Source organism: Polaribacter sp. 20A6 (assembly GCF_011378915.1).
In the GTDB taxonomy this organism is placed as follows: Bacteria; Bacteroidota; Bacteroidia; order Flavobacteriales; family Flavobacteriaceae; genus Polaribacter; species Polaribacter sejongensis.
The window spans coordinates 676812-689567 of sequence record NZ_WTPZ01000001.1; the positions used below are offsets into that span (position 1 = coordinate 676812).

A 12756-nucleotide genomic window follows, 5' to 3' on the forward strand; every position below is an offset into this window, starting at 1 on the left:
AAATATAACACTTAAACTTCTTTATTCTAGTGGGTTATTTTTATTATGAACAAATACCCCCATTAGATTGAGCTATTTGTCCCTCTTTTTTTTGTTAAAAGTCTCTTAAATTTACGGTATAATATAAAATATTTTAGGAATGAAAAAACAGTTTAAATTGTCTTTAAGTAAATTAAAAACAAACGGAATTTTCTTTTTCTTGTTACTAAGTGTACTTACTACTTATGGTCAAGAAATAACAATTTCAGGTATTGTTACAGATGAAATCGGTTCTCCATTACCTGGAGTTTCGGTATCTGAAGCAGGAACCACAAAAGGAGTTTCTACAGATTTTGATGGTAATTATGTTATAAAGATAACAGCAGGTTCATCTTTAACTTATAGTTATATAGGGTATAAATCTGTTACAAAAAAAATAGGTAAAGAAAATAAAGTAAATATAAGTTTGTCTCCAGATGTAGAAAACTTAGACGAAATAGTTATTGTTGGATATGGGGCTGTTCAGAAAAAAGATTTAACAGGTTCTGTAGCGTTAGTAGATGTTGGTCAATTAACAAAAGCACCTGTTGCAAATTTCGATCAGGCTTTATCTGGTAGAGTAGCAGGGGTGCAGGTTAGTTCTGGTGGCGGAGAACCCGGAAGCGCAGCAAATATTGTAATTAGAGGAGGTAATACTGTAAACGGAGATAATTCTCCTTTATATGTTTTAGATGGTTTTATTGTAGAAGATTTTAACCCTGGTTTAGTAGATCCATCAGACATAGAGTCTATGAGTATTTTAAAAGATGCTTCTGCTACAGCAATTTACGGTGTACGTGGTTCTAATGGAGTTGTTATAATTACAACTAAAAGAGCAAAAGAAGGAAGAACAAAAATTACTTATGAGTCTAGGTTAGATGTAAAACAAGTTTCTAAAACGTTAGATGTTTTAGATGCTTACGAATATATCAAGTTAAATTTAGAACTAAATAAAGGTTCTACAAGTTTAAGATTCTTTTCTGTACCAGATGCAGATACCGGAAATAGTGTTATTGTTGGTGGTTTAGAAGATTACGCAGATTATCCTTCGAGAAATTGGCAAGATGAAGCTTTTAGAACAGCGTATTCTAAAACACATAAACTTAAAATTTCTAGTGGTACAGAAAAAACTAGATTTAATGCATCTATAAATATGGTTGAAGATCAAGGATCTTTATTAAAATCAGAATATGAAAGATTAAACGGAAGAGTTACTTTAAACCATAAAGTAAATGATAAATTAGACGCAACTATAGATATAAATTATACAACCTACAGTCAAGAAGGATTAAACACAAAAGGAACATCTTCGTATTCATTTTTAAGAAGTTTAATAGGGTATACGCCAGTAGCAAATAAGTTTTTAGATTATAATGGACAAGATCCTTTAAATAATATTAGTAATGAATATGATGTAACTAATATTGTTTCTTGGCATCCATTAGTATCATTAAATAATGAATATAGAAAAAGTGAAACAGATCAATTAATAACAAATTTACGTTTAAGATATAAGGTAACACCAAAGTTAACTTTAGATGCTAAAGGAAGTTATAATTCTCAATACAGAAAAACGGGTCAGTTTTATAATAGTCAAACGGTATATGGTAGGTTAATAAATAAAATAGACGGTATTAATGGTTCTTTAGATAATAGCCGTTGGAAATATTATTCATCAATAAATACGTTAAACTATAAAAATACATTTAACGACCACAAAATAGATGCTCTTGTTGGTGTAACTTTAAATATTAGAAATTTCGATCAAACCTATTTTAAATCTATAGATATTCCTCAATATGTAGAACATTTAGGTATTAATGCTATTGATGAGGGTACTTTAAATGATGCGAATGATATAAATTCAAGTGAAAAAAGAAGTGTTTTTTCATTATTAGGACGTTTAAATTATGGATATAAGAATAAATATTTACTTACAGCTTCTATTAGAAGAGATGCATCATCTGCTTTTCCAGAAAGTAATAGAGTTGGTTATTTTCCGTCAGTAGCTGTATCGTGGAAAGCAGAAGAAGAAAGGTTTATTAAAAATTTAAACATTTTTTCTCAGTTAAAATTTAAATTAGGTTATGGTAAAACGGGTAATGATAGAATTCTTAATTATAATGCTGGTAATCAAATTTTAACATCAAACAATGCATCTTATTTTTTTAATGGACAAACGATTCAAGGGCAACGACCTACTAGTTTTGGTGCAAATTTAGATTTACAATGGGAAACAACATCTCAATTTAATGCAGGTTTAGATATGTCATTTTTAAATGATAGAATTTCTTTAACTACAGAGGTATATCAAAAAGACACAAAAGATTTACTTCTTAATTCTGATGCAGCTCCTTCTCAAGGATTTTCTACACAATGGGTAAATTCTGGACAAGTAAGAAATAGAGGTTTAGAAATAAGTTTAAGTACTAGAAATATTCAGACAAAAGACTTTAGTTGGACAACCGATTTTAATATATCATTTAATCAAAATAAGGTAATTTCTTTACCAGAAAGCAAACCAATTTTTGGAACACCAGATTATTATTGGAGACTTAGTAGCCAACAATACATTGTTGAAGAAGGAAAACCTTTGGGTAATATGTTTGGGTATATTTCTGATGGAGTTTATCAACCAGAAGATTTTGAAAACTACAATGCAAACGATGCATCACATACTTTATTAGCATCGCAACCTAGTTACAGAAGTCATCAAGCCGGAGATGAAAAATACAAAGATTTAAATGGTGATGGAGTAATTACAAATGATGATAAAACTATTATTGGTAATGGGTTAGCAAAGCATTTTGGAGGTTTAGGAAATACGTTTAAATATAAAAACTTTCAATTAAATACATTTTTTCAATGGTCTTATGGTAACGATATTTTAAATGCTAATAGAATGGTTTTTGAAGATATGAATACTGTAGGACAAAATCAGTTAGCTACCGTAACAGATAGATGGACTATTGATAATCAAGATACAGATATTTATAGAGCAGGAGGACAAGGTTTTGAAGATATTTCTTCTAGAATTATTGAAGATGGTTCTTATATAAGATTAAAAACAGTGAATTTTTCATATAGTTTTCCACAACCGATACTAGAAAAAATGAAGTTAAATAGCTTAGAGTTATTTATTTCTGGACAAAATTTAATAACATGGACAAATTACTCTGGTTTTGATCCGGAAGTGTCTGTAAATAGTTCAGCAATTATGCCTGGTATAGATTACTCTGCCTATCCAAAGCATAAGATATTTAGTTTAGGTTTAAATGTTTCATTTTAAAAAATACAATTATGAAAATTAAGATAATAATATTATTACTATTAATACTTACAATACAAGGTTGCGATAATCAATTAGATATTGAACAAAACGATAGCATTACATCTACAACATTATATAATTCAGAATCTGGTGCTTTAGCAGGGTTAGCAGGTGTATACAGTAGAGTAGTTACAGCGTATAAAGAAGCAGAAATTAACGCACTTTACCCATCTAGTTATACAGATGAGGGGCATTATAATAGAGTTGGAGCTTTTGGTTATATTAAAAATGATTTTTCTTCTTCAGATACTAAGTTAAGAATACTTTGGACAAGTTATTACGAAGGTATTGTAAGTGTTAATACTTTTTTAATAGGTGTTAGAAATTCTGATATAGATGAAACTCTAAAACAACAACTAATTGCAGAAGGTCATTTTTTAAGAGCTTTTATTTATTTCGATTTAGAAAAAGCCTTTGGAGGTAAAGAAGGAATACCAATGCAATTAGAAGAAACTATTGGAGAGTTGTTACCTAGAACTTCTGGTATAGATGTTTATAAGCAAATTATTGCTGATTTAGAATTAGCAGAAAAAGATTTGCCAGAAGATGCAGATGTTACACCTGGTAGAGCAGGTAAAGGTGTTGCTAGAGGTTTGTTAGCAAGAGCATATTTATATATTGCAGGTGAGCCTTTTAACGAACCCGGAGCTTATGAGAAATCAAAAGAATGGAGTGAAGCTATTATAAGTAATTCTTATTATCAATTAAATTCTAGTTACCAAGATGTGTTTAATAAACTAGCAATGGAAGAGTATGATAATAAAGAAGTACTTTTTCAAATAGGTTTCTCTTTTGCAAATTCAGATGTAAATCAATCATCAAAATTAGGTGCAGTTGCTGGTATGTTAGTGCACGATGAAGGTTGTGGAAAAGGTTTTGCTTTAATGAATGCAACAATTTCCTTATTACAAAAATATAGATCAGATATTTCTGATGAAAGAGGGTTATGGAACGTAAATCCGTACTATGTTCCAAGATTAAATGACTGTAATACAGCGCTTCTTAATAATCAATTTTTAGAAGTAGCATCAAAATATAGAAGATCTTTAGAAAGTAATAACACCAACTCATCTTATGGGGCACACCATTGGCCAGTTTTGAGGTTTTCTGATGTTTTATTAATGTATGCAGAAGCAGAAAATCAAATAAACCCAGGTTCTAGTTTAGCTTTAAATGCTGTAAATCGCGTAAGAAACAGAGCTAAAGCAACACCTTTTACAGAGATTAATGAAGGGTTAATACAAGAAGAAAGAATGTTAGAATTGTGTTTTGAAGGACATAGAAAATACGACCTTTTAAGATGGGGTATTTTAGAAGAAAGAGTAAATGAAACTAAAAGTATAATGGAAACTTTAGGAGCAGATTCAGATTTTGTAAATACAGATTGGTCTATCTATGCAGATGCTAATGTTGGGCCAGACGGAATTCCTTTAAGCGGAGACGAACCAACTACTTTAGAAGTTAGATTAAATAGCCTTAGCTCTTCTTTTAATTATTTTGATGGTTACAATAATTTTGATATCTCTAAACATTATATACTGCCAATACCAGAACAAGAATTAGGTGTAAATACAAACTTATCTCAAACAGCAGGTTGGTAAAATTTTAGTTTAAAATTTAAAACATAAAGATGAAAAACATAAAACAAATAGTATTCAGTACACTTTTGCTAACATTTTTGTTTACAAGTTGCGAAGATTTTGAAGAGGTAAAAACACCCGATTTTGAAGTAAGTGTAAAGCAATCTATCGCTGTGGGCGAAGAAGTAGAATTTACAATAGAAAATGCGCCAAATTTCTTGAGTTTTTATTCAGGAGAATTTGGTAAAGAATATCAATATAGAGATAGAACAAATATAGAAGGAACTGTAAATATGTCTTTTGATTGTGCTCAAAATTATCAAAACGGAACAAGTCGTTCTAATCCTGGTTTATCTATTCAATATTCTTCAGATTATGATGGTTCTGGAACAGCAGCAGCAATTGCTGCGTCAAATTGGACAGATATTTCAGATAAATTTATTTTACCAACAAACAGAACGTACGAATGGACAAATTCTGGTATAGGAGATATTACAGACTTAGCAGCAGAAGGTCAGTCGGTTTATATTGCCTTTAAAATATTGGCAGAAGGAAAAACATCCGAAGGTAACAGACAAGGAGAATATCGTTTTAATAATTTTGTAATAGATTTATCGGTAGCAGGTAAAACAACAACTTTACCCGTTACAGATTTAGAAAGTACAGAGTGGCAAACCGTAAACGTACAAGGTTCTGGAGATGCAAATACAAACGAATGGATTTGGTGGTCTAATGATTTTTTTAGAATGAATGGTACTTCTGCAGATTTTACAAATGAAGATTGGTTAATTACTGATAAAATTAATTTAACAGCAGTTTTACCAGATCAAGCAATTTCACTTAAATCATATTCAGAACGTTTAGAATCATTTAAACATATTTATTCAGAAGCAGGGGTCTATACAGTAACCTTTGTAGGTAATAATACTACTATTTATGGAAATGAAGAAGATGTTAAGGAGTTAACAATAGAGGTGTTAGAGTAATTACCCCCTCTTTTTATATTAGTTGCCCCCTCTTTTTAATAAAAGAGGGGGTTTATTTTTATAATCTAATTAAAAACAATATTAACATGAAAAAAATTACTTTTTTACTAATGTCTTTAATAGGTATTAGCGCAATTACAAATGCACAAGTTACAGCAACAGGCTCTTATAGTTCTGATGCTACTGTAACGATAACAAATGTTACAACGGATGAAGATAATGGAGATGGTTTTGGTGACGGTGCAAAACTTATAGATGGATCAGATGCTACTTCAGAAACTGAAACAGCATATTTTACATTTGATGGAACAATGGAGAATGGTGCTGACTATACTATTAATACAACATTATATAATGTTACTAATAATTTTTGTATTGTTTCTGTTGCTTTATATAATAAAACAGATGGTACTGAATTGGCTATAACTAGTACTCAAACATCGGGAGTTTCAAATGGTTTACAAGGAATGAGTAGTACTTCTGTTGATAAAATTGTAGCTATGGAATTGATGTACACTGCTACTGCTACCGATATTGGTGATGTATTAGAAGTAAGGTTTATAAAAACTCAAGCTTCAGCAGCTCGTAATTATGCTATTGATGTTTTAAAACTAAATGGAACAGCTGTAAGTGTTGCAACAACCACTTTTTCAGAAACAGGTAATTGGAGTGCTATAGGAGATGTTGAATTAAGTAATACAAATACCGATGCTGATAATGGAGATGGTGTTGCTGATGGAGCACTTTATGCAGATGTACAAGCTGCGGTACTTGGTAATGGTTCTGCATTTACGTTTGACGAAACTATGGAAGAAGGAGACGCATATTCAGTGGTTACAAAAATGTATATAACAAATACTTGTTATACTGTGATTGACGTGTCTTTATTTAATGTAACTAGTGGAGTTCAATTAACTACATTTAAAGCTAATATACCTAATAATACAACTGTTTTGGAAGTGTCATTAAGCTATACTGCATTAGCTAGTGATGAAGGTGATGTATTAGAATTAAGATACGAGAGTGCTCACGGAAGTCCAAATGTATGTCGTGATTATTCTATAGATAATGTAGCAATTAATGGTTCTGTAATATCATTAAGTTTAGCAGTTGCATCTACGGAGGATGCTATTTTAGGTAAAAACATTTCAATATTCCCTAATCCTGCAGAAGATATTATAAATATCAAAAACGAAAGCACTATTAATATAAAAAGTATCAAACTTACTGATATTACAGGTAGGGAAGTATTAAATGGAGATTTTAAAAAAACCATTGATGTTGCAAGTTTTTCTCGTGGAATTTATTTGTTAAAATTAGAATCTGAATTAGGTAATTATACAACTAAAAAACTAATATTAAAATAGAGTAATAAAATTCCAACCCTATTTTTAAGGTAATAAAAAGGATAGGTTTATTATAGATCTATCCTTTTTTATTTTAACTTAAGTTCACTAAACTATAATTTAAATACTGTTTAGTGATTAATATCTGCTATTAATTTTAAAAGAATAGTAAATACCTCTCTTAAGGTTAATTTGCCCCTCTTTATTACTTTATAAATGAACGAATTTTACATCATATTAAATAGCATCAGAATTACAAGTTAAAAGCCCGGTTAAAAAAATAAATTATTATGATAAAAGAAATAGTTATTAGAATCTCAAAAGGTTCAATTTTAATTTTGTGTTTGGTACTAACAAACTGTAAAGATTCTAATAAGAAATTAAAAGAAACTACAGTTGTTTCAAACATAGAAAAAACATTAAATTTTAATTTAGAAAGTGCAATTGCAGATTGTCAAACACAATTAGAAAGAGCTGTGCCTAAATTAACAGATTTAACAAAACATCCAAGGTTTATAGAAAAAGAAGATACAGACTGGCATCAAGTACCTAATGATAAATTAATGTGGACTTCTGGGTTTTATCCAGGGATTTTATGGTATGCTTACGATGTAACTGGAGATAATAAATGGAAAAAAGAAGCAATTAAGCGTACAGAAGTTTTTGAAGATTTTAAGAACATTACAGAACATCATGATATTGGTTTTATGATGTTTCCTGCCTATGGTAACGGTTTTAAAATAGGTGATAAAAAAGAATATAAAGACATCTTATTAACATCTGCAAACTCTCTTGCAACAAGATTTAATCCAAATGTAGGAACGATAAAATCTTGGTCTAATAAAATGCATCCAAGATGGAAACAGCACATTACTATTATAGATAATATGTTAAATTTAGAATTGTTGTTTTGGTCAGCAAAAAATGGAGGGAATCCTGTACATTATGATATGGCTGTAAAGCATGCAGAAACAACTATGAATAATCATTTTAGAGAAGATTTAACTTCATGGCATGTTATAGAATATGATTCTATAAATGGAAAGGTATTAAACAGACACACAAAGCAAGGTTTTGCAGACGATAGCAGATGGTCTAGAGGGCAAGCTTGGGGAGTATATGGCTACACAATGGTGTACAAAGAAACTAAAGATAAAAAGTTTTTAGATTTTGCTAAAAAACTAGCGGATAAATACATTTCATTATTACCAGAAGATATGATTCCTGCCTGGGATTTTGATGTGCAGAGTGATCCAAAAGAAGAAAAAGATGCTTCTGCAGCAGCAGTTGTAGCATCTGCTTTAATAGATTTAAGTTCTTTTGTAGAAAGTAAAGAAGAGCAAGTAAAATATTTGAATGCAGGTATAAAAATGTTAAATTCTTTAAGTTCTAAAAAATATTCTGGTGTTGGTAAATCAGATGCTTTTTTATTACATTCTACTGGTGCAAAATCTTTAGGATGGGAAATTGATGTTGCTTTAATTTATGCAGATTATTATTATATAGAAGCTTTGTCTAGATTAAAAAAGTTAGAAAAAAAGTAGTTTACTTATTTTTATACTTGTTTAAGGTTAACCTCTAAAATAATTTTACCGTAATGATATTAAAATCCCCTATTTTATTTTGTTCGTTTAAAAAGCTAGTTTTTACTTCCTTTTTTTTATTTTGTCTATTAGCTAGTTGTACAAAAGAAACAGCGTTTTCTAATACTTTTACAAGTAATTTTAAAGAAGGAGAAACCGAACAGTATCTTAAATTAGATTATTGGACAAAAAATCCTAAGGATTGGCAAGTAACAAATGATAGAATTGAATGTCTGGTAAGTGAAAAAAATAGTAACATTCACCTTTTAACAAGACGGTTAGAAAATAATAATGGAGATATAGAAATTAAAGTGCATTTAGGTATTCTTAATGATGAGGTTTCTAATAAAAACTGGGTAGGTTTCCATATTGGAGATAAATTGAATGAGAAAGATAATTACAATATTAGAAAAGGCATTGATATTGGTATTTGTACAAACGGAACTTTATTTATTGGTAAGCTAAATTCAAACCAAAAAAATAGTAATCTAATTAATGCTTTAAAAACCGGAGTGTACTTACAGCTTTTAATAATAAATAATAAGAAAGGTAATTATACATTAGATTTTTCTGCTTTAGAAGAAAAAAGCGGTAAGGTTTTAACAAGAATTTCCAAAAAAAATGTTTCAGAAAAGCAACTGGTTGGTAGTTTTAGCTTGGTTAGTAATTTTGAAAACGAGAACAATAATAGTACCGCAAATAAAACTAAAAGTGTTTGGTTTAAAGAGTGGAAAATAGAAGGTTCTAAAGTTACTAGACTTAAAGTTTAAGTAAGTTTTTTAATACCTAATAACATAAAAAAGTAACAAAGATGAAATTTTCAATATTTATAAAAACGATTTTTATTTCAATTGTATTCTTTACAGCTACAGGTTTTGCACAACAAAATAAACCAGCAGTAGAGTCTTTTGAAAAAGAGTCCGTTTTAAGTGAATATAAAACTGAAAACAGTAATTTAATTACAAGTAAGAAACATTATAAATACGGAAAAAACTCCTTAAAATGGTCTTGGTCTGATAAGGCTTCTTTTGGTACTTCTAATTTTAAGTTTTTAACATTAGAAGAAAGTCCGTTAGCTTATGGAAACTATTTTCCTGCAAGCCCAACGTTGCAAATGGCAATATACAATGAGGTTTCACAAGATGAAAAAATCACTATTTCTTATCAAAAAGACGGTAAGAAAGAAGTTTGGTTTAATCTTAGTTTAAACTTTACAGGTTGGCGAAAAATTTGGGTTCCTTTCTATGAAATGGATGGTAATGCACCTAAAAAAGGAACTGCTGTAAATTATGATTATTTTAAAATTACTACAACAGCCAAAAGCGGAACGTTGTTTTTTGATGACATTATTTTTTCTCAATATCAAGATGACAGACATCAATTTCCAGATAATTTAATTCCCTTTATAAAAGAAGATAAAAAGTTAAGAGAAGATTTTTGGATGCCACTTGCAGTGAATTTTAATCGTATTAAAAAGTTAGAAAAAAAAACAATTTCAGTTGCAACAAGGTTAGATTTAAACAAGTTTGAAAGCTTAATTGCAAAAGATTTAGAAGTACCCAAAAAATATAAAACATACATAAATAGTCTTAAATCAGATTTTAATACTTTGGGTATTTATGAAAAAGAAGGAGTTGTGTTAGGTCCGCCTTTAACATTTTATGATCAACAAGAATATTTTAACAAAGACCAACAAGGAGTTAAAATATTTAATGATGTAAAAGCTTTTGGCGCAATTATGAGAAAGCTTTCTCACTTCTATGATAGATCTACGCCAGAAGAAACAAAACAAATAGAAGAAATGTTTGTTTTAGGTACAAAGTACTTTTTAGATCAGGGTTGGCAAGCTGGCACGAGTGGAGGAACAAGACATCATGTTGGTTATTTTGTTAGAGGAATCGCAGAAGGTTTTTTTACAATGAGAAAAACCTTATATAAAGAAGGTTTGTTAAATGATGTTGCAAACAGTATGCATTGGCTATTTAATTTAGGCATGTTATTAGACGATAAAAGTACTTTTAAAGTAAATATAGATTATTTAAATACACAATCTTATTATCATTTAATGCTTATTTTTTTAGTTGATAATCAAGAAGGTCAAGCTGCTTTGTTAAAAGCATATTCTAATTATATGTCTATTATTTTAGCGCAACAAAATGAAGAATGGGGTTTTAAAATTGATGGAACTTCTTGGCATCATAATGGGCATTATCCTGCTTATGGATTAGGAGCTTTCCAAAATGTACCAAAAGTTATAAAAACACTTTCTAGAACAAGGTTTAGAGTAAAAACAGCAGGACATCAAAATTTTAAAAAGGCATTTTTAACATCAAGTGAATATAGTCAACTATACAATTGGGGTTTTGGTAATGCGGGCAGACATCCTTTAGAAAATAACGGAATTGAATCTTTAAAAGATCAATATTTAATGATGGCACAATCTGGTAATCCAGAAGGTAATTCTAAAATAGATAGAGATGTTGCTGCGGCATATTTAAGACTTTGGGGCAAAGAAGATGTCTTTAATAGTACTGTTTTTAGAGATATTGAAGGTATTGCAAGTCAAAAGTTAAAGCCATATAAAACATTGCCTTATGCAGCCACTGCAATACAAAGAAAAGGAAATGATTGGGCGGCAATTATAAAAGGCTATAGTAAATATGTTTGGGCATCAGAAATTTATGTAGACGAAAATAGATATGGTAGATATCCTGCAAATGGTACCATAGAATTATTAAATAATAAAGGAGAAAGTGGTAGTGGTTTCCGTCAAGAAGGTTGGGATTGGAACCGTTATCCTGGAGCTACTATAATTTATTTACCGCTTAAAGAATTAGAAACTAAAAAGCCATTGTTAATGTTTAGAAGCGATGAAACTTTTGCAGGAACAACAACACTAAACGGTAACGGAATTTTTGGAATGATTTTAAATGAGGGCAGTGGTTCTAATGCAGATGGAGACGATACTAAAAATGGTTTTCCAGGAAAATTAAAAGCAAAGAAATCTGTTTTTTCTTTTGGTGATAAACTAATTTCTATAGGAACTAATATTTCTAGTGTTGATACTAAAAATGCTACACAAACAAATTTATTTCAAAGTTTTTTACCAGATTCTAAGCAGGTATTGTATTCTTCGAATGGAAAAATGAAAAAATTAGGAAGTAAAGAAATCTTAACAAAGAACAGTTCTTCTAAAAAATGGATAATTGATCCTTATGGAAGTGGTTATTATTTATTATCTAAAAATGATACTTACATTCAGAAAAAAACACAAGATTCTTACCATAATAAATACTCAATACATACGGGTAAAATGAACGCCAAAGGAAAAGGTGTTAAAGAAACCCAAGGAGATTATGCAACAGGCTGGTTAAACCATGGTTTTGCTCCAAAAGATGCTTCTTATCAATATGTAATTTATCCTTTTTTAGATAAAGATAAGCAAGCTGATTTTAATAAATATGCTTCTAAAGACAATAGTTATACTATTTTAAGAGCAGATAATATAGCTCATATTGTAAAAGATGAAAAATCAAAAATAACGGGTTATGTTGTATTTGAAGCAGATAAAAGTTTAGAAAACGGTTTATTAGAAAAAGTATCTAATCCTTGTTTGATAATGATTGGTAATGAAGAAAACAATGTTGCTGAATTAAGCGTTGTGCAACCAGATTTAAATTTCGAAGCATATAAAAAAGGTCGTTATATAAACTTTAGCAGGCCTGTACCACTTTCTTTTACTCTTAAAGGAAAATGGAATACTTCTAAAACTAATTTTATAAAATCTATAAGTTATAAAGATGGTAATACAACGTTTTCATTAGAATGTAAAGATGGTTTACCTAGAATTTTTTCTATTTCTAAAATATAAATTTAAACACCTTCCTTTACAAGGTATTACTTATTAAAAAA

General features: G+C 29.6%; 7 protein-coding genes. All 7 read left to right on the top strand.

Annotated elements, in window-relative coordinates; translation table 11 throughout:
- The first annotated feature begins 139 nt into the window (after positions 1 to 139).
- Positions 140 to 3307 carry a TonB-dependent receptor gene (locus GQS57_RS02655; RefSeq protein ID WP_165730933.1) on the top strand — a complete coding sequence of 1056 codons (3168 nt, stop codon included), beginning with the start codon at positions 140 to 142 and terminating at the stop codon, positions 3305 to 3307.
- An 11-nt stretch (positions 3308 to 3318) separates the two neighbouring features.
- Entirely contained in the window at positions 3319 to 4950 is a 1632-nt protein-coding gene (locus GQS57_RS02660; protein WP_165730935.1) for a RagB/SusD family nutrient uptake outer membrane protein, read from the top strand.
- Positions 4951 to 4979: 29 nt separating this feature from the next.
- On the top strand, positions 4980 to 5915 hold the full coding sequence (locus tag GQS57_RS02665) for a DUF5017 domain-containing protein (protein WP_165730937.1): 936 nt from the start codon (positions 4980 to 4982) through the stop codon (positions 5913 to 5915).
- Between the two features lie 86 nt (positions 5916 to 6001).
- Complete coding sequence (locus tag GQS57_RS02670; RefSeq protein WP_165730939.1) at positions 6002 to 7282, top strand: T9SS type A sorting domain-containing protein; 1281 nt, start codon at positions 6002 to 6004, stop codon at positions 7280 to 7282.
- 269 nt (positions 7283 to 7551) lie between these two features.
- Positions 7552 to 8805, top strand: coding sequence for a glycoside hydrolase family 88 protein (locus GQS57_RS02675; protein WP_165730941.1), 1254 nt, complete (start codon positions 7552 to 7554; stop codon positions 8803 to 8805).
- 53 nt (positions 8806 to 8858) lie between these two features.
- Positions 8859 to 9614 (top strand): hypothetical protein, encoded by a 756-nt coding sequence (locus GQS57_RS02680; RefSeq protein ID WP_165730943.1) that lies wholly within the window; start codon positions 8859 to 8861, stop codon positions 9612 to 9614.
- Between the two features lie 41 nt (positions 9615 to 9655).
- Positions 9656 to 12715: a chondroitinase family polysaccharide lyase gene (locus tag GQS57_RS02685; RefSeq protein WP_165730945.1), complete on the top strand. Its 3060-nt coding sequence runs from the start codon at positions 9656 to 9658 to the stop codon at positions 12713 to 12715.
- The last annotated feature ends 41 nt before the right edge of the window (positions 12716 to 12756 follow it).

Coding starts and splice junctions, on each gene's coding strand:
- GQS57_RS02685 (WP_165730945.1), top strand. CDS start 9,656: ATGAAATTTTCAATATTTATAAAAACGATTTTTATTTCAATTGTATTC.
- GQS57_RS02660 (WP_165730935.1), top strand. CDS start 3,319: ATGAAAATTAAGATAATAATATTATTACTATTAATACTTACAATACAA.
- GQS57_RS02665 (WP_165730937.1), top strand. CDS start 4,980: ATGAAAAACATAAAACAAATAGTATTCAGTACACTTTTGCTAACATTT.
- GQS57_RS02680 (WP_165730943.1), top strand. CDS start 8,859: ATGATATTAAAATCCCCTATTTTATTTTGTTCGTTTAAAAAGCTAGTT.
- GQS57_RS02670 (WP_165730939.1), top strand. CDS start 6,002: ATGAAAAAAATTACTTTTTTACTAATGTCTTTAATAGGTATTAGCGCA.
- GQS57_RS02655 (WP_165730933.1), top strand. CDS start 140: ATGAAAAAACAGTTTAAATTGTCTTTAAGTAAATTAAAAACAAACGGA.
- GQS57_RS02675 (WP_165730941.1), top strand. CDS start 7,552: ATGATAAAAGAAATAGTTATTAGAATCTCAAAAGGTTCAATTTTAATT.